The sequence below is a fragment of the Hydrogenovibrio sp. genome, from assembly GCF_965140365.1.
Lineage (GTDB): Bacteria > Pseudomonadota > Gammaproteobacteria > Thiomicrospirales > Thiomicrospiraceae > Hydrogenovibrio.
This window is the reverse complement of the sequence record NZ_OZ223196.1, coordinates 1,228,573-1,248,075: the sequence shown is the minus strand read 5'-3', so window position 1 is coordinate 1,248,075 and position 19,503 is coordinate 1,228,573. Positions and strand designations below refer to the sequence as shown.

Genomic DNA, 19,503 nt, shown 5'->3' with positions numbered 1-19,503 from the left:
GAAAACTCTTAATTTAATCCTGCGTATTTACGGGCTGGAACACCGGCAATCCAATATTGAATTGCACCGCCCACGCCCGCAAGATAAAAATCACTAAAATCGACACGATGACCGACACATCCGCCGACACACCCCAACCTTCCATCAGCAACAATAAACTGATGCCGGCAAAAGAAGCCGTCGCATAGATTTCCTTACGGAAAATCAATGGCACTTCGCCCATCAAAACATCACGAATCACGCCACCAACCACACCGGTCATAACCCCGGTCATAATCACAATGGGGTCGGACAAGCCCAATGCCATGGCTTTTTGAGCGCCAATCACACTGAACACCGCCAGCCCCAACGCATCCAAAAACAGTAACAACCGCGTCGGTATGGTACGAAAACGCGCGTAGAAAAACAGGAACAGGGTTGACACCACCACTACATAAATATAGATGTTTTGCGACAACCAAAAAACCGGTTGATCTAAGATCAAATCACGTAAGGTGCCGCCACCGACGGCCGTCACCATGGCAATGACAATGGCACCGAATAAATCAAGCTGTTTCCGGCTGGCCGCCAATAACCCGGTCATGGCAAACACCATAGTGCCAAGCAAATCCAGATAATGAAGGGTGAAGGCTAAATTCATGGCGCTTATTATAAAGCAAAGCCTTGCGGCAATGATGACTTTAAACGCCAGGAATTCATCCTTGTGTCCATAAGCGGCACAAACAAAAACGCCCTCACAAGGAGGGCGTTTTTATTCAAAGACAAAGAGCGTCTTATTTGTCGGATTTCAAACGGTTGATCCCCAACATTTTCATAATATACTTCTGATAAATCGGCTCGGAGTTACCAGCTTTCATATTACGAATGAAGTATTTTTCAAATGCGATTTTCGCCAAGTGAACCCACTTACCACGCTTCGCCCAAGTCAGGTTACGTGGTGGAATTTGCGGTAAGGCCACAAAGGCCGCACCCGTGTCCCCCATGTCGGCCAGACAAACGGTGTTCCAAGTTGGCTCGGCATCCGGTTCCTTGCCTTCCAAATTCGCTTCAATGTTGTGGCAGATCGCGGTCACCATTGACTCGATCATCAACCCGGTTTTTGGTGTACCAACCGGAACCGGCGTTTTTTCAACCGGTGGAATCGCAATCCCAACACCCAGAGCATAAATATTATGAAACGCTGGATTACGGCTAAAGTTATCCACCTTAACGAAACCGCGCGGGTTGACCAAAGGACCACCCATATTTTCAGGCTCCGCCAATTCTTGCAGGAATTTAGACCCCTTAAACGCCGGCAACATCATGGAATATTTAAATGGCAATTCATGCTGATCAATGACTTCACCTTTATTATTGTGCTCATCAACATACATCTTGCCGTCTTCAATCTTGGTGACTTTAGCGTTGCAGATCCAATTAATATGACGATCACGCATTTCGTTTTCCATCAACCCTTTGGAGTCACCGACACCACCTAGTCCCAAATGACCGATGTAAGGCTCAGAGGTTACAAACGTCATTGGCACCTGGCTACGAATCTTACGCTTACGCAAATCCGTTTCCATAATCATCGCAAACTCGTAAGCTGGTCCATAACAAGAAGCGCCCTGTACCGCGCCTACAACGATTGGACCAGGATTCTCGCAGAACTCTTCCCACTGCTCGAACGCTTCGGTCGCGTGCGGCGTCGTACAAACGGAAACCGTGTTCCCGCCGTGGCTCTTCGGCCCAAAGCCTTCAATTTCTTCAAATGCCAATGCCGGGCCGGTGGCCAGAATCAGGTAATCGTAGTCCATTTCGTTACCGTCATCCAAAGTGATTTTGTTGTTCGGAGCATCCAGCTTCGTCACAGTCTGGTGGTAGAACTCGATGCCTTTACGCGTCAAATGCGGTTCCAGCTTGAAAGAAATGTCTTCCGGCTTACGCCAGCCAACGGCCACCCACGGGTTGGATGGGACGAAATTAAACTCGTCGATAGCGTTTACGACTTTGATGGTGTGTTCTTTGCCTAGGTGCTTACGAACATCGTAAGCCATCGGTAGACCACCGGTGCTTGATCCTACTACAACAATTGTTGCCATTTTTCGTTCCTTTTCATTCGTATCTCTAGAAATTGCACTTAAACCGTCAAACAAGAAAAGGTTTTAGGGTTCAGATCCCGAAAACGCTGAATCCCGCTATAACATCAAGCGCTTATCTGATTTTTATTTGAGAAATCCGAGCCGGAAAGTGGCGGCCGTCTTGACCGAGACGCCCTATCCGTGCTGTTTTTGAGTTACCACAGACTTCTTGACCGGAAATAATGAAGCATTAATATTCAAATTAAAAATAAATTTTTCGTATATTGAATAATAAGTTTTACTGATTTTATGGAATAAATTTTATTAGCGGTTGTTTTTAGCCTTTTTTAACCCCAGTGCCGGCAGCCAAACCAACACGATATATGAGGCTAATAAAACCGCCAAAAGCGTCACCAGACTCGACTGTTTCACCAAGGTATTTTCACTGAAACTCAACACCAATAATCCGGCAATCAAAATCTGCGTGGTGGCCCAGATCGGCCGCCCTACGCTGGCTAGCGCAAATCGATGACATGACTCCGCATCGTTTAAATACCCCCGCTTTGACTTCAAGTAACGCGCAAAGTAATGAATGGCGTCATCCAACACAATTCCGAGCGGCACAATCAAAATAACGGCCGATATGGCTTGCAAATTTTGCACGGAAAAATACGCAGTCAAAACCAAAATGACCGACAAAATACTGCTTAATAGGGTCATTAAACTTATTTTAAGGTCATGCCAAAATACTAATAACACCACAAAACTCGTGGCCAACATCACGCCCACCGCGCTGAGATTATCCAGCTTCCGGCCTAAATAGACCAAGCTCATTACAACCAATAGTGCAGACAACCACAGCATCAATGTCACCCACTTTGGATGCGCCTGAAATTTTTCCGCCAAACCAATAAAACCATGACGGTCTTCATAGTGCCCCACACGGAACTCCAAAAACCAGCGCAATAAAATCAGCGGCAACGCCGTCATCAGCATGGCGTAAGTCACGGCCGCGCCCAACAACACAATCCAAGCCGCATCCATTAAACGCGGGTCGTAAAAAGCCGCCACACCGAATCCCAGCCCGGTTGTCAGGTTAGACAGCAAAATGGGCGACGCATTCATACTCAAAGCTTCGGCCAAGGCATCATGCTGAAACCCGCCCCGCGCCATTTCCCGCAATAAAGCCGCCACCACATGCACCAGATTACTCATCATCAATGCCAACACCACCACCATGCCCAGCACAGACGTCTCGTTCAGCGACACACCAAACCAGCCTAACAGCCCCAACACAGCGCCCAATGTGGCCAAGCTCAACCCAAACAGCAATACACCGGCTTTAATCGAATCCATTACCTTAACCGCCACGGCCCCCATCAAAGCCAATGCCAGCCCAACCCACATAAAATGCATCTGCTCAAACAAAGCCAAGGATTGAAACAACCCGCCCAGCGCCAACAACCACAAGGCACCGAACACCACAGTACTTTTCCCGTAATGATGCGCTAAAATTTGTACCCAGTTGTAAGCCCAACGCCCCTTCATAATTGATTCAACCTTTTTCCCGATGCGATTGGATATGATTCTAGACCGTGCGTTTACACGAAACAGATGACGGCTATTATGCGGCCTGAAAACGCCAGTTGAAAGCAATATTTTGATAAAATACCGTCATTTCAACCCAATCCAATATAAGAAACCGCAGAAATTCGCATGTCCAAAACCTATTCCTTACTGGAAGCCGAACAGGTTCCACTTAAAGGCCAAGTATCGCATTGGTCACTCAACACCTCGGCCGAAGATGCCCTCGCCATTATGGAAAAAGCTCGAAACCACCCAGGCCTGGTGGTTTTGCTGACTCAGGACATGAGTGAAGCCAACAAATACGAAGATGCGCTGAACTTCTTTTCCGAAGGCGACCTTTCGATTCTGAATTTTCCGGAATGGGAAACCCTGCCCTATGATCAGTTTTCACCGCATCAGGACATCATCTCGCAACGGTTACGCACGCTCTACCAACTGCCGCAAACCCAAAAAGGCATATTGATTCTGCCGGTCAGCACCCTGTTGCAGAAAGTGGTTCCACACACCTTCATCGAACAATACACCTTTATATTAAAGTGCGGCGACACCCTCGACACCGAACCCTTTACCCAGCGTTTGGAATCCGGCGGTTATCAACGCGTCAGTCAAGTCATGGAGCACGGCGAATTTGCCGTGCGCGGTTCAATCATCGACCTGTTCCCCATGGGCAGCCGAACGCCTTTCCGATTGGATTTATTCGACGACGAAGTCGAAACCATCCGCTGTTTCGACCCGGAAACCCAACTCAGCACCGAACAGATTGACCAAATCGAACTCCTGCCCGCTAAGGAATACGACCTCAACCCGGACGGCATTACTCTTTTCAAACAATCTTTCCGGCAAACCTTCGGTGACGAATCGCGCAACAGCCTGTTATATCAAGCCGTTCATAACGGTCAGACCGTTGACGGCCTGGAATATTACCTATCCTTGTTTCACGCTGAAACCGCCACGCTGTTCGACTACATTCCCGAAAACAGTCTTTTCTTTAGCCAGCCGGCCATTCAGGACGCCATCGAACAAAACTGGCGTGATTACCGAGAGCGCTACCAAATCGCCCGGCACAATCCGGATTATCCCGTGTTGCCGCCGGAAGAGTTGATTCAAACCGAAAACGACATTTTCAGCGCCCTGAAAAACTATCACCGCATTCAGCTGGAACGCATCGCGTCCGGCAAAAGCCAGGTGAACTTCAAAACCCTACCGGTACCGGATTTAAATGTTCAGGCCAACAGTGAATACCCTATGGCCAAACTCAATGCCTTTCTGGATCAGTACCAGAGCGAATACGGCGGTCGCATTCTGTATTGCGCCGAATCCACCGGGCGTCGAGAAACACTGTTAACATTACTCGGAAAACACACTGAATTTAAAGGAAAAGTGCCTAAAATCGTTGACGATTGGAACGCCTTTAAACACAACGATTTACCACACCAAATTGTGGTCGGCCCACTGGAAGAATCCATCTTCACACCGGATTTCTGCCTGATCTCCGAGGCGCAGATTTTCGGCCAGACCGTTATCCAAAAGCGCCGCCGTAAGCGCAAACATTCCGAATTCGACACCGCCATTTCCAACCTCATCGAACTGGACGTCGGCAGCCCGATTGTCCATTTTGATCACGGGGTCGGTCGTTACCTCGGCTTGGAAACCATGACCATCCAAGGCGAAGAACACGAATTCCTGATGATTGAATACGCCGGTGAAGCCAAGTTGTACGTGCCCGTCACCTCGTTGCACCTTATCAGTCGCTACACCGGCGCCAGCGCCGAAACCGCCCCGCTGCACAAACTCGGCTCCGACAAATGGGACAAGGCCAAACGCAAAGCCGCCGAAAAAGTTCGTGACGTCGCCGCCGAACTGCTCGATATCTACGCCCAACGCGAAGCCAGGCCTGGTCATTCTTTCGGAACCGACGAAGAAGCCTACGCCCGCTTTAGCGCTAACTTCCCATTTGAAGAAACGCCCGACCAGGAAGCCGCCATCGATGCCGTGGTGCACGACATGCAAGCCAGCAAACCGATGGACCGCCTCATTTGCGGCGACGTCGGCTTCGGCAAAACCGAAGTGGCCATGCGCGCCGCTTTCATAGCCGCTTACGCCGGCAAACAGGTCGTGGTTTTGGTGCCCACCACCCTGTTGGCCCAGCAGCACATGGAAAACTTCAAAAACCGTTTTGCCGACTGGCCGGTGCGCATCGAAGGATTATCACGTTTCCAATCCGCCAAAGAAACCAAACAGATTCTCGAAGCGGTTCAAAACAAACAGGTCGACATCATTATCGGCACCCATAAGCTGATTCAGGGTGACATGAAATTCGACAACCTCGGCCTGATCATCATCGACGAGGAACACCGTTTCGGCGTGCGCCAGAAAGAGCAGCTCAAAAAATTGCGTACCGAAGTCGATGTACTCACCATGACCGCGACACCGATTCCGAGAACGCTGAATATGGCGATGAACGACTTGCGCGACTTGTCGATTATCGCCACGCCGCCGGCCAAACGCCTGGCCGTGCAAACCTTCGTACAGGAATGGAACCCGGATGTAGTCAAGGAAGCCTGCCTGCGCGAAATTCGCCGCGGCGGCCAAATCTATTTACTGTACAACAACGTTGACCGCATCGAACAAATGGCCGAAGACATTCGTGAACTTCTGCCGGAAGCCAAGGTGGACGTTGCCCACGGCCAAATGCACGAACGGGAACTTGAGCAGGTGATGCAGAATTTCTATCACCGCCGTTTCAATATTCTGGTCTGCACCACCATCATCGAAACCGGTATCGACATCCCGACCGCCAACACCATTTTGATTCACCGTGCCGACAAATTTGGCCTGGCGCAATTGCACCAGTTACGCGGTCGTGTCGGGCGTTCGCACCACAAAGCCTATGCCTATATGTTTACCGCCGGAAAAAGTTTGATGACGGCCGATGCCGAAAAACGCCTCACCGCCATCGCCAAACACGACACTCTGGGTGCTGGGTTCATGCTTGCCAGCCACGATTTGGAAATTCGCGGTGCCGGTGAATTGTTGGGCGACGGCCAATCCGGCCAGATTCAGGAGATCGGTTTCGGCCTCTATTCGGAACTGCTGGAACGCGCCGTCAAATCGTTGAAGTCCGGCAAACAACCCGCGCTGGAAGCCAAACTCCACACTGGCGCAGAGATTGAACTCGGCTTACCGGCCCTGATTCCGGAAGATTATCTGCCGGACATCCACACCCGATTGGTGTTCTACAAACGCATCGCCAGCGCCAACAACAGCGCCAGCTTGCAAGAACTGGAAGTGGAAATGATCGACCGCTTCGGGCTTTTACCGTCGCAAGTCAAAAACTTGTTTGAGGCGACACGCGTTAAACTGTTGATTGAACCGCTGAACCTGAAAAAACTCGAAGCGTCCGAATCGATGATTCGCCTTCAGTTTGGCGACAGCCCCAACATCAACCCGGTGGAATTGATTAAATTGATTCAAAACCACCCAAAGAACTATCAACTAAAAGGGCAAACGGAATTAAAATATTTCGATACAATGCCTGACATGAAACAACGAATCGACGCCATTGAACTCATTGTGGCGACCATCGCAAATAAGGAAACCTAAATGCACACACGATTGTTTTTCAGCCTCATCACGGTTTGCCTTCTCAGCCTGGGCTTCTCGACCAAAGCCCAAGCCAACAATCTTCCGAAATATCAGGTGGAATTGATTGTTTTTGAAACCCTCGCATTACGCGGTTGGACCGAAGAATACTGGCACGAACCGGATTTAATCAATACCGACGGCACCGTTAACCTCACCACCCTGCCGCCCAGCCGTTTCATGCTGAAAAGCGAAGCGAACAAAATGACGCCGAAAAAAGGCTATCACATTCTTTACCATACTAGCTGGGTACTGGAAGGTAAACCGGAAAACCAAACCAAACCGATTCTGATCGAAGCCTTACCGGAAAAAAGCTATCAATCCAAACTGCTTGGCACTTTGGTATTTTATAAATCCCGCTATGCCCATGTACGTTTAGACCTGGAATTGGAACGCAAAATTCCCCAGCGCATCCGCAACGAATTCGCCGCCAACGAGAATGTGGAAGAAGCAGACTTACCTGACTTCTGGCGTTTCCAGTTAAAGGAATCCCGCAAAATCAAATCCGGCGAACTGCATTATTTTGACCATCCGATTTTCGGCGCACTCGTCAAAATTCAATACCTAGGACGATAAGCCGTCTTCAGAGCCGGCCGCAACCGCCGGTTCTTTTCTCCTGCTAACGGCCTTCAAGCTTTTCTCAAGCCTTAATCGAACTTAAATATGACATCATAACGATAGTCATTTACATTTATACCCTTATAAATAAAGTCTATTATTTAGAGCAGGTTAAGGTTAAGCGCGTTGAGAAACCCAAAACGCCCTATCAAAACACATTAAGCAACATCGGCACGGCGAGTTCGTACCGAATTTTAAGAGGAAAAACACCATGAACACCCACATTAAATTACTCTACTGGCTGGCTCTACTGGATGGTATCGCGTTATTGCTACTGGTCTTTGTCGGTGTTCCGATTAAATACCAATTCGACTGGCCTTATATGGTCAAAGTGCTGGGGCCGACACACGGCGTCTTATTTATTTCACTAACTCTGACCATGTTATCCGCTGTGGCGAAAAAGCTGATTCACCCAGGCCTGGGCGCTTTGATCTTTGTTGCGGCCTTGATTCCATTAGGCGCTTTCTATGCCGACTACCGTTTGAAAAAATCGGTCAGCCAAGCTTAAAAGCGTTCAGCCACACCTTAAGCTAAAACGGCCAGGCCTGGCCATTTTCCGGTTTCAATACCAAAGACACATAACCAATAAAAAAGCCAATAAAAAAGCCGCTGGGATCATATCCTCAGCGGCTTTTTTAACATTTAACGAAAACGCAGCGCTTTCGAAAACGAAACGCTTTATTTATCCGGCAACACCAGATTCAGTTCCAGCACTTCAAAGCCATTCGCTTCATCCACCGAAATCTGCAATTGGTCCTGGTCAATGCTGACGTATTTGGCAATCACTTCCAGAATTTCTTCACGCATTTTCGGCAAATAATCCGGTGCTTTTCGCTCAGAGCGTTCATGCGCCAGCAAAATCTGCAAACGGTCTTTCGCCACATTCGCCGACTTTTTCTTTTTTTGTCCAAGTAAATAGTCTAGTAACGCCATAGCTTACTTCCCGAAAATTTTCTTGAAAAGGCCTTTCTTTTCAGCCGTTAAGAAACGGTGCTCTTTCTCTTCGCCCAAGAAGCGATCCACCACATCCTCATACGCCAAAGCCGCATCGGAATCTTGGCTTAGAATCACCGGCTCACCGGAGTTGGAGGCATTCAACACCTGCTGCGATTCTGGAATCACACCCAACAAACGAATATTCAACAAATCCGTCACGTCCTCCACCGACAACATTTCACCGGTTTCAACACGGTCCGGGTTATAGCGCGTCAACACCAAGTGTTCGACAATCGCTTCATCGCCGTTTTCCGCGCGACGAGACTTAGCCTGTAAAATACCCAAAATACGGTCGGAGTCACGCACGGAAGACACTTCCGGGTTGGTCACGACTATGGCTTCATCCGCGAAGTACAACGCCAATTGCGCGCCTTTTTCGATACCGGCCGGAGAATCACAAATAATGAAATCGAAGCCGTCTTCTTTCAGGTCTTCGATGACCTTTTCCACGCCTTCCTGCGTCAACGCATCCTTATCGCGGGTTTGAGACGCCGCCAGAATATACAGGTTATTGATGCGTTTATCGCGAATCAACGCCTGCTTCAAAGACGCTTCGCCCTGTACCACGTTTACGAAATCGTACACCACACGGCGTTCGCAGCCCATAATCAAATCCAGATTACGCAGCCCCACATCAAAGTCAATGACCGCGACTTTATAGCCCTTTAACGCCAGACCGGCTGAAATACTCGCACTGGTCGTGGTTTTGCCCACGCCACCTTTACCAGAGGTTACAACGATTACACGTGACACCTAAGCTTCTCCTTGAAATGACAATCGCCCGTCGAAACGACCGGCGAATAAAAACAAATTCTCAAAATTATAACGGACTTAACGGATTGCGTAAATTTACTCGTGACAAAAGTTTTCAAACCGTCACGGTTACGCCAAAATATCGGTATTAAACACCAATTTCCCGTCCTGAAGGCGAATCTCGACAAAACCCGATTGATACGCCGCGTCAATGTCTTCCGACAATTGATACATCCCCGCGATGCACACCAGTTCCGGGTTCAACTGTTTGGCAAAAATGCGCGCCGACGTATCGCCCGACGAACCGGCAAACACCTTCCCCATCACCTTTCCGAACACATGCACATGACCGTCCGCCACCACTTCAGCACCCGGATTAATCGGCCCCATCACAATCAAATCACGATCCTTGGCGTAAATCTGCTGGCCGGAACGCACCGCGCCATTCACCATCATGGCGGTTTTCAAACCGGCTTCTTCGGCCGCCGCTTTGGGTTTGCTTGGGCGCGCGGCTTTCGGCTTCTCTTTCGGGAAAATCGCCAGGCCTGCATACTCCGCCTGTTCTTTAATACTCTCGTCTTCGGTACGAATACCGATCGGAATCATCTGCTGCTGGATCAAATACTCCACCAACAACGCCAAAAAGGTCGGGTCTTTCAATTCAATTTGCGGTTCCAGAACAATCGGAATCCCCACAAAAAAATCCGGCGCCTGGCCGATTTTCGCCGCAATCGCCTGCTTGGTGTCGTCAATTTGATCGGAAAAAAGATTTAGAACGGTTAAGGAAAGGATTGAGCCTTTTAAATCGATTATTTTGCTCATAGCGTAAGGTCGAACCTGAAACAATTAAAGAAGGGAATCTTACTTGACCCGCGGGGTTCCGTCAAAGGCAAATGCCGAAGAATGTATGGATAAATACTGAAAAAATAAAACGGAGGAAAGTAAAGCTTTGTAAATGGTGCCCAGGGCCGGAATCGAACCGGCACGGTATTTCTACCGAGGGATTTTAAGTCCCTTGCGTCTACCAATTTCGCCACCTGGGCGGGCAAGAAAATAATGAGGATTACGAAGAACCGAAAAATGGAGGCGGAACCCGGAGTCGAACCGAGGTCCACGGATTTGCAATCCGCTGCATAGCCACTCTGCCATTCCGCCATTTGGAGCGGGAAACGAGGATCGAACTCGCGACCCCAACCTTGGCAAGGTTGTGCTCTACCGCTGAGCTATTCCCGCATTCGTAATGAAGGCGTATTATAGGGCGAGACGGAAAAATTACAAGCTTTTTTAACGAAAAAACCCGAATCTGTGACGGAAAATTAACCGCCCCAAACTCGGGTTTTCAAAATCATATCGCAAGTTATTGATTACGATGGGTCTTTTGCGTTTTCTGCCGAGGTATCCAAAATCACCGGCAAGGCGGCGTGCCCGTATTGATACCAGGTAATAATCGTCAAAATCGCCGCGAAGTACAGCATCGGGAAGCCCAGTGCGCCCCAATCCACGCCCCAAAGTTCACCGCCGTACAACAACCAGGTTAACGCCGCCAATTGCGAGGCGGTTTTGATTTTACCCAGATTGGACACCGCCACCACTTCACGGGCGTTATTTTCCGCCATCCATTCCCGCAAGGCGGAAATGCTGACTTCGCGCATCATAATGACGATGGCCGATAAGGTGACCCAAAGGTTTTGATATTCCACAGCCACCACAATCAGGGCGGCGGCGACAATCAATTTATCGGCCACCGGATCAAGAAACGCGCCGAGCTTGCTGCTGACATTGAGTTTACGTGCCAGAAATCCGTCGAACCAATCGGTAATCGCCGCAATCATAAAGGCCAGCCCGGCCCAGAAACGCGCATCCTCAATGGGAGCGTAGTAACACATCAAGAAAACGGGAATCAGTAGTACGCGAGACCACGTCATCATCATAGGTAAGGATTGCAGGGACATAAAACTCTAAATCTTTTTTATTTTAGCTTGTAAAAACGCCGCCCGGCGGACGGTCTATCGGTCAAAATCCAAAAAATATTACCATAGACCCGCATGAGTATGGCAATAAATGGCGGGGTTTCGTAAAAAGTTCATACCCCTAGCCCGAATATTTCACAAATTTGCACCGACCTTGCTTGCTCCTTGATTCCACAAGAAATATTTTCTCAGTCGGTCGTAATCGTGGATACGACACTTCTTCGAAAATTTCCTTGTGAAACCAATGCTCTACGCAATCTCAGCAAAAATTCATGAAACATTCGGGCTAGTTGACTGATGTCATAAATACGGTGAATAAGCCAGACGCTTTCATACTCAGATTTCCCCATGAAAGAAATCGTAAATGGTCTGCGCAATTTTCTGACTGATGCCGGGCACTTTCTGCAACTCGGCGACCGCGGCGTTTTTGACTTCGCTCAAGCCGCCAAAATGGGTCAGTAATTTGTGGCGCGTTTTCGCCCCGACACCGGGAATGTCTTCCAGGCGGGAATGCGTTTGCGCTTTCTGGCGACGACTGCGGTGGCTGGTAATGGCGAAACGGTGCGCTTCGTCGCGAATGTAATTGATTAAATGCAAGGCGATATCGTCGGCTTCCAGGTCGATGCCTTCTTCGTTAAACGGCGTGTACAAAATCTCCAGGCCTGCTTTTCGCCCTTCTCCTTTGGCGACCGATACGAGCGGCACATTATCCAGTTCCAACGCTTTAAAAACTTCGATGGCTTTATTGAGCTGCCCTTTCCCGCCGTCGATGACAATCAAGTCCGCCATCGGCAAGCCTTCTTTTTTCACTCGGCTGTAACGGCGCGTCAACGCCTGATGCATGGCCGCGTAATCATCGCCCGGTTGAATGCCTTCGATATTGAACTTGCGGTAAGCACTACTGTTGGGCACGCCTTCACTGAACACCACGCAACTGGCAACGGTTTGATTGCCTTGAGTATGACTGATGTCGAAACACTCCATATGGTTCGGCGGCACCGGCAAGGCCAGCACTTCCTGCAAGGCTTTTACCCGCTCGGCTTGTGAGGCTTTTTGCGTGAGTTGCTGTTTCAAGCCGGAGGTGGCGTTGGTGATGGCCAGTTTCATCAAGCCCTTTTCGGTTTGCGAGTTCGCTTGACGAATTTTGACTTTATCGCTGGCTTTAACGGCGGTTTTTGAAGCCGTTTTTGAAGCTATTTTAGGGCCGGATTTCGAGTCGGTTTTCTCGGCTTGTCGTTCGGTTTCACGTTCGGTTTGGCGTTTTTCCGACAACCAGCTTTCCAACGCGGCCTTATCTTCCAACGCTTCGGACACCATTAATAATTGCGGCACCGGAAAGTCGGCGTAATGCTGGCTGATAAAGGCGGTAATCACTTCGTCGGCATTGACTTCCTGACCGCCGGTTTTCGGGAAAGTGTTCTGACTGCCCCAAAGGTTGCCACCGCGATACATCATAATCGACACACAGACCTGATTGGCCTCTTCGGCCATCGCAACCACGTCTGTGTCTTTAGCGCCGGGTTGGTTAATCAAGTGCTGGCTTTGAATGGCGCGTAACGCGGAGATTTTATCGCGATACACCGCCGCCGCTTCAAACTCAAACGCATCGGAGGCCGCTTGCATTTTATGGCCGAGGTTTTCAATCACCTCAAAGCTTTTGCCTTCCAAAAACGCAATGGTGTTGGCCACGTCTTCGTCGTATTCCTCTTGGGTAACCAAGCCTTCTACGCACGGGCCGGAGCAGCGCTTGATCTGATATTGCAAACACGGCCGCGAACGATGATTGAACACGCTTTCCGCACACTGGCGCACCGGAAAGATTTTCTGGATGGCATGCAGGGTTTGATGCACCGCCGAGGCATTGGGAAACGGCCCGAAATAACGCCCCACCCGACGCTTGGCCCCGCGATGATAACTCAATGACGGAAACTTTTTGCCGGTGGAAACGAAAATATACGGATAGGATTTATCGTCACGGAACAGGATGTTGTAACGCGGTTTATGGCGTTTGATTAAGGTGTTTTCCAGAATCAGCGCTTCAGATTCGGTATCCGTGACCGTGACCTCAATCGAGGCGATTTGCGCCACCATTGCTTCGGTTTTAATGGCATCATGACGTTTTTTGAAATAACTCGACACCCGCCGCCTCAGATTCTTGGCCTTGCCGACGTAAATAATCTGTCCCTCGGCATCTTTCATCATGTAAACGCCCGGCCGTTCGGTCAGGTTTTTCAAAAAAGCGTCGATGTCGAATTGAGTATCTACTTGTTTTGTCATTTCGGTTAGAATGGGGCTTCTTGTTCGATCAGCTCGGCCTGGCGCCGGCTGTCATATTCAAATAATTTATGAAATCGCTGCACGAAACGGCAAAACAATAGCCGTTTGGGAAACATTTTATTCCCGATTTTCGTGCCAGGATTTCGACACATTATAAGGTATTGTCAATGGAGAATCCGAATCAAAACGATGGTTTGAACCGATTGGCCGGAGCGGCGGAAAAATTCATCAAACAGGAACGTTGGAGCCGCCGCTGGACCAACCTGCTGAAACTCGCGGTCATTACTTACATTATCGTTACATTGGTCATGCTTTCCAAACAACTTCCCTCCGAAAAAGAAATATTGGGGAACGATAAGCATGTTGCGATAGTCAAACTGGAAGGCGCGATTATGCCCGGCACTTACACCAGTGCGGAAAAACTCAATCCATTATTGGATAAAGCCTTTAAAAACCCGAATTCCGAAGCCGTCATTATCCAAGCCAATTCGCCTGGCGGTAGTCCGGTGCAATCGGCATTGATTAATGATGAAATCACCCGTTTGAAAAACCTCTATCAAAAACCGGTTTACGTGGTGGTGGAAGACGCCTGTGCTTCCGGTTGTTATTACATTGCCGTGGCCGCGGATAAAATTTACGCCAACAAAGGCTCGCTGGTCGGCTCCATCGGCGTGCGAATGGATAGCTTTGGCTTTACGGGTCTGATGGATAAAATCGGCGTGGAAAACCGTTCGATGCACGCCGGAGAACACAAAACCTTTTTGAACCCGTTCGGCCCAGTGGATAAAGAAGGCCGAGAGTTCTTCCAGAAGCGCATTCTGGATCGTACCCACGAACAATTTATCGACGCGGTACGAAAAGGCCGTGGTGACCGTTTGAAAGAAAACAAAAACACCTTCACCGGTTTGGTTTGGTTGGGTGACGAAGCGGTTGAAAACGGTTTGATTGATGGTTTGGGTGATATGGGTTACGTGGAGCGTGAAGTCATCAAACAAACCAACACCCGTTACTACGAAACCGAAAAAGGTTTTATGGAGCAATTCCTGGGCGACATCAGCGCCAAAACCGCCAGCAAATTGTCGATGTACTTCACGTCCATGCACTGAGAGTACTCAGGCTACAACCTTTCTTTTCGCCAGGCCTGGGCATTTTCAATGTCCGACCTGGCATAAACATCACGGTATAACCCACTGAGTTTTAATGTTATTTAACAGAAATGGTATAATTAACGTTTAACTTAACTGTGTTTGATTTTTATACCATGTCCACACCTGCCAAAAGAACTTTCCGACGCTGGAAAAACCTACCTCCCCGGCGGTTGGCCTTAATCGTTTCTATTACGGTTTTCATATTATTAAGCCTTGGCAGCACTTGGATTACCTACACCAATTACAACACGCAAAAACAACATCTGATTCACTACGCCACTCAGCAAGAAATCAACAGTTTCAATGCCAGTACAAAAGCACTACAAATCAATGCCGATGTGATTTTTACGGCCGCCATCAATCAAAACGATATTCTTCGCCTGATGGCTAAGGCGTATCATGGTGATAAAGCGGTTCGTAACAAAACACGACAAGCCCTTTACAGCCGACTGGAGCCTTTGTACCGCTTACTCAAAACTGAGTACATTCGACAATTGCATTTCCATCTTCCGGATAACACCAGCTTTCTGCGCTTCCACCGCCCTTCGCTATTCGGCGATGACTTATCGAATGCCCGTTACAGCATTGCTCAGGTTCACAAAACCAAAAAACCGGTTTTCGGGTTTGAAGAAGGTCGTATTTTTAATGGTTTTCGTCACGTATATCCGTTGCACTACCAGGGAGAACTGGTCGGCAGCGTGGAAGTTTCCTTCTCCATCGACGCCATCTACAACCTCATTACGCACGATCACAACGAAGCGCACGAGTTATTGCTGAAAAAAGATTTAATCAAACAAAAAGTGTTTGAAAGCGAACAGAACAATTACGCACTCTCAAAAGTGTCCGATCAATACCTGGTGGATAAAAGAGTGCAATACCACGAGAATCGTCCAAACACCATTCCCCCGAAACGGATTGACGCCATTAATGACAACCTCCGTGACGAACTGCAATCTAAACTGGGGCACTGTTCGGTCTGCCATTTCGTTACGCCCATCAGCCAAACCTATTACCTAGTCAGTCTTTTCCCACTGAAAAACATTGAAGACCAAGCCGTTGGCTACATCATCAATTACATTGAAGAACCGGGGCTTCGCATCGTCACCGAAAACTTTATGAAAATCAATCTGGTCAATGAAAGCTTTCTGTTCATTATCAGCTTGTTGACCTTCTTCTATCTGCGCAACCAGATTCATCAAAAACGCCAGTTACACAAAATGGCACGTACCGACAGCTTGACCAATCTGCCAAATCGCAATGTATTTAAACGCGCGTTAAATGAACACATGAAACGCAGTCAATCCAAACAAACACCCCTGAGTCTGGTGTTCTTTGACATTGACCACTTCAAACAAATTAACGACAACCACGGCCACCTAATGGGCGACAAAGTGCTGACCACCATTGCTCGCACCGTGGAAGACGGCCTCACCAGTAAAGACGTTTTTGCACGTTGGGGCGGCGAAGAGTTCGTGATACTGTTACCGGAAACCTATTTGGAAGATGCCGAAAAAGTGGCCGAACGCCTGCGTAAGACGCTGGAAAACTTGGATATTCACGGCTTGAAAATCACATCCAGCTTTGGGGTGACGGAATTAAACCCCAAAGATACGGCAGAAAGCTTGATGCACCGTGGCGATGGTTTATTGTACCGCTCCAAAGAAAAAGGTCGTAACCGCGTCTCCGTCGGTTAATCAAACTGAAAACCGACCAGGCCTGCTCCGCCAATCCAAATGACAGACATAACAGACATAACAGACATATAACAGACATATAGCAGACATAAAAAAACCGCCATTAAGGCGGTTTTTTTATGGGGGAATGACAGACGCTTACGCGACGGCCACGCCGATGTCCGACAATTTCTTCGGTTCTTCCACTTTGTAGTCGGCCATTTCGTCGAATTGCAGATAGCGGTAAACATCATCCGACATGGTATCCAGCATCGACACAGCTTCCATATACTCGGCCACAGTCGGAATACGACCTAAAACCGAACATACCGCCGCCAGCTCCGCCGACCCCAGATAAACATTTGCGCCGTTACCTAAGCGGTTCGGGAAGTTACGGGTCGAGGTCGAAAAGACCGTCGCGCCGTCGGCGACACGCGCCTGGTTCCCCATACACAAGGAACAACCCGGCATTTCAGTCCGTGCACCCACACGTCCGTAAATGCTGTAATAGCCTTCTTCAATCAACTGACGTTCGTCCATCTTCGTCGGCGGCGCAATCCACAAACGGGTCGGCACATTGCCCATTTGCTCCAGCACCTTACCGGCGGCACGGTAATGACCAATATTGGTCATACAGGAACCAATGAACACTTCGTCGATTTTAGCGTTTTCCACGTCAGACATCAGTTTCACGTCGTCCGGATCGTTCGGGCACGCCACAATTGGCTCTTTAATGGTTTCCAAGTCGATTTCGATCACCGCCGCGTAATCCGCATCGGCATCCGCTTCCATCAACTCAGGGTTATCAATCCACGCCTGCATTTCGTCACGACGACGTAACAGGGTCTTGGCATCCTGATAACCGTTTTCAACCATCCAGTCAATCAACGCCATATTGGACTTCAGGTATTCGATAATCGGTTCTTCGCTCAGCTTCACCACACAGCCGTTGGCGGAACGCTCGGCGGACGCGTCGGACAACTCAAACGCCTGCTCCACTTTCAAATGCTCCAAGCCTTCGATTTCCAGAACACGGCCGTTAAAGATGTTTTTCTTGCCTTTCTTCTCAACCGTCAGCAAACCGTCCTGAATCGCTTGATATGGAATGGCATTCACCAAATCACGTAAGGTAATGCCCGGCTGCATTTGTCCTTTGAAACGCACCAAAACCGATTCCGGCATGTTCAACGGCATCACGCCCAAGGTAGCGGCAAAAGCCACCAGGCCTGAGCCCGCCGGGAAAGAAATCCCGATTGGGAAACGGGTGTGCGAATCGCCACCGGTACCGACGGTATCCGGCAACAACAAACGGTTCAACCAGGAGTGAATCACCCCGTCACCCGGACGTAAGACCACGCCGCCACGGCTGGTCATGAAGTCCGGCAAGGAATGCTGCAATTTCACATCCACCGGTTTCGGGTAAGCGGCGGTGTGACAGAACGACTGCATCACCAAATCTGCCGAGAAGCCCAAACAGGCCAATTCTTTCATTTCGTCACGCGTCATGGCACCGGTGGTGTCTTGCGACCCAACCGTGGTCATGCGCGGTTCGCAATACATACCAGGACGTACACCTTCGACACCACAGGCTTTACCGACCATTTTCTGAGCCAGCGTATAACCGAAATCCGCTTGGGATTTATCGGTCGGGCGAATAAAGACATCAGACGGTTCCATGCCCAGTGCTTCACGCGACTTATCGGTCAAACCACGGCCGATAATCAACGGCACACGCCCACCGGCACGCACTTCGTCCGGCATGGTGTCCGGTGCCAATTCAAAGGTGGAAACCACCTCGCCCGCTTCGTTGGTGATTTTCCCGTCGTATGGATGAATCGTGATGACGTCACCCATGTTCAAATTATCCACTTCACATTCAATCGGCAAAGAACCGGAATCTTCCGCCGTATTGAAGAAAATCGGTGCGATTTTGCCGCCCAACACCACGCCGCCTTGGCGTTTGTTCGGCACGTAAGGGATGTCGTTACCGAAGAACCACATCACCGAGTTCATCGCCGATTTACGCGATGAACCGGTTCCCACCACGTCGCCCACATAAGCGACCGGGTGACCTTTGGCTTCCAGTTCGGCAATGGTGCCGTCCACATCGTCCATGCGCGCTTTCAGCATTTCCTTGGCGTGCAACGGAATGTCCGGGCGTGACCAAGCCGCTGTGGCTGGCGACAAATCATCGGTATTGGTTTCGCCTTCCACTTTAAAGACGGTGACGGTAATTTTTTCCGGCATCTTAGGCTTATCCAGGAACCATTCGGCGTTAGCCCAGGACTTCAATACCTGCATGGCGTAATCGTTGGTTTTCGATTTTTCCACCACGTCGTGATAGGCTTCATACACCAGCAAAGTTTTGGAAAGGGCTTTCACCGCTTCTTCGGCCACTTCGGCGTTCTCGCTGTCCAGCAAACCGATCAACGGCTGAACGTTATAACCGCCTAGCATGGTGCCCAACAAGAAGGTGGCTTTCACCGGGGAAATCAAATCAACAGACACTTTGCCCGCCGCCACGTCCGCCAAAAAGCTGGCTTTCACGTAAGACGCCTCGTCAACGCCCGGCGGCACACGGTTCACAAACAAATCCAATACAAAATCCGTTTCACCCGCCGGTGGGTTTTTAATCAATTCAACCAGTTGTGCTGTTTGCTCCGCATCCATCGGTAACGGTGGAATTCCTTCCGCTTCACGTTCAGCCACATGTTGACGATAGGCTTCTAACATACTCTCTCTCCAGTACTTATGATTTTTTTGGTTGGAGACATTTTAT

14 protein-coding genes and 3 tRNA genes are annotated in these 19,503 nt (G+C 49.3%); 5 read left to right on the top strand and 12 right to left on the bottom strand.

Features of this window, described 5'->3' with window-relative positions; translation table 11 throughout:
• Positions 1-13 precede the first annotated feature (13 nt).
• The 3 genes from AC0KH7_RS05950 to AC0KH7_RS05940 form a co-directional block, all read right to left on the bottom strand.
• Complete coding sequence (locus AC0KH7_RS05950; protein ID WP_472371603.1) at positions 14-640, bottom strand: trimeric intracellular cation channel family protein; 627 nt, start codon at positions 638-640, stop codon at positions 14-16.
• Between the two features lie 133 nt (positions 641-773).
• A complete protein-coding gene (locus tag AC0KH7_RS05945; protein WP_472357386.1) occupies positions 774-2,081 on the bottom strand; it encodes an NAD(P)/FAD-dependent oxidoreductase in 1,308 nt (435 codons plus the stop codon).
• A gap of 303 nt (positions 2,082-2,384) precedes the next feature.
• Entirely contained in the window at positions 2,385-3,608 is a 1,224-nt protein-coding gene (locus AC0KH7_RS05940) for a hypothetical protein (protein WP_472371601.1), read from the bottom strand.
• 168 nt (positions 3,609-3,776) lie between these two features.
• Here AC0KH7_RS05940 and mfd point away from each other — a divergent pair, with 168 nt between their 5' ends.
• The 3 genes from mfd (at position 3,777) to AC0KH7_RS05925 (ending at position 8,415) form a co-directional block, all read left to right on the top strand.
• A complete protein-coding gene (gene mfd, locus AC0KH7_RS05935; protein WP_472371599.1) occupies positions 3,777-7,250 on the top strand; it encodes a transcription-repair coupling factor in 3,474 nt (1,157 codons plus the stop codon).
• On the top strand, positions 7,251-7,865 hold the full coding sequence (locus tag AC0KH7_RS05930; RefSeq protein WP_472371598.1) for a peptidoglycan binding protein CsiV: 615 nt from the start codon (positions 7,251-7,253) through the stop codon (positions 7,863-7,865).
• A 253-nt stretch (positions 7,866-8,118) separates the two neighbouring features.
• Entirely contained in the window at positions 8,119-8,415 is a 297-nt protein-coding gene (locus AC0KH7_RS05925; RefSeq protein WP_472371596.1) for a DUF3817 domain-containing protein, read from the top strand.
• Positions 8,416-8,585: 170 nt separating this feature from the next.
• On the opposite strand, the gene minE is transcribed toward AC0KH7_RS05925, so the two are convergent.
• The 8 genes from minE to uvrC all read right to left on the bottom strand — a co-directional run bounded on the left by minE (position 8,586) and on the right by uvrC (position 13,903).
• Positions 8,586-8,840, bottom strand: a complete 255-nt coding sequence (minE, locus tag AC0KH7_RS05920; RefSeq protein ID WP_029938072.1) for a cell division topological specificity factor MinE — start codon at positions 8,838-8,840, stop codon at positions 8,586-8,588.
• 3 nt (positions 8,841-8,843) lie between these two features.
• Positions 8,844-9,656 carry a septum site-determining protein MinD gene (minD, locus tag AC0KH7_RS05915; RefSeq protein ID WP_472371594.1) on the bottom strand — a complete coding sequence of 271 codons (813 nt, stop codon included), beginning with the start codon at positions 9,654-9,656 and terminating at the stop codon, positions 8,844-8,846.
• A 129-nt stretch (positions 9,657-9,785) separates the two neighbouring features.
• Positions 9,786-10,478, bottom strand: a complete 693-nt coding sequence (gene minC, locus AC0KH7_RS05910; RefSeq protein WP_472371592.1) for a septum site-determining protein MinC — start codon at positions 10,476-10,478, stop codon at positions 9,786-9,788.
• A gap of 134 nt (positions 10,479-10,612) precedes the next feature.
• A tRNA-Leu gene (locus AC0KH7_RS05905) sits at positions 10,613-10,699 on the bottom strand.
• Between the two features lie 38 nt (positions 10,700-10,737).
• Positions 10,738-10,811, bottom strand: a tRNA-Cys gene (locus tag AC0KH7_RS05900).
• A 3-nt stretch (positions 10,812-10,814) separates the two neighbouring features.
• Positions 10,815-10,889 (bottom strand) — tRNA-Gly (locus tag AC0KH7_RS05895).
• A gap of 131 nt (positions 10,890-11,020) precedes the next feature.
• Positions 11,021-11,608 (bottom strand): CDP-diacylglycerol--glycerol-3-phosphate 3-phosphatidyltransferase, encoded by a 588-nt coding sequence (gene pgsA / locus AC0KH7_RS05890; RefSeq protein WP_472371590.1) that lies wholly within the window; start codon positions 11,606-11,608, stop codon positions 11,021-11,023.
• 354 nt (positions 11,609-11,962) lie between these two features.
• Positions 11,963-13,903, bottom strand: coding sequence for an excinuclease ABC subunit UvrC (gene uvrC, locus AC0KH7_RS05885; protein ID WP_472371588.1), 1,941 nt, complete (start codon positions 13,901-13,903; stop codon positions 11,963-11,965).
• Positions 13,904-14,070: 167 nt separating this feature from the next.
• Here uvrC and sppA point away from each other — a divergent pair, with 167 nt between their 5' ends.
• Together sppA and AC0KH7_RS05875 are read left to right on the top strand one after the other, a co-directional pair.
• Complete coding sequence (gene sppA / locus AC0KH7_RS05880) at positions 14,071-15,009, top strand: signal peptide peptidase SppA (RefSeq protein ID WP_472371586.1); 939 nt, start codon at positions 14,071-14,073, stop codon at positions 15,007-15,009.
• A gap of 155 nt (positions 15,010-15,164) precedes the next feature.
• Positions 15,165-16,745 (top strand): sensor domain-containing diguanylate cyclase, encoded by a 1,581-nt coding sequence (locus AC0KH7_RS05875; protein WP_472371584.1) that lies wholly within the window; start codon positions 15,165-15,167, stop codon positions 16,743-16,745.
• A 138-nt stretch (positions 16,746-16,883) separates the two neighbouring features.
• On the opposite strand, the gene acnB is transcribed toward AC0KH7_RS05875, so the two are convergent.
• Positions 16,884-19,457, bottom strand: a complete 2,574-nt coding sequence (gene acnB, locus AC0KH7_RS05870) for a bifunctional aconitate hydratase 2/2-methylisocitrate dehydratase (protein WP_472371582.1) — start codon at positions 19,455-19,457, stop codon at positions 16,884-16,886.
• Between the last annotated feature and the right edge of the window lie 46 nt (positions 19,458-19,503).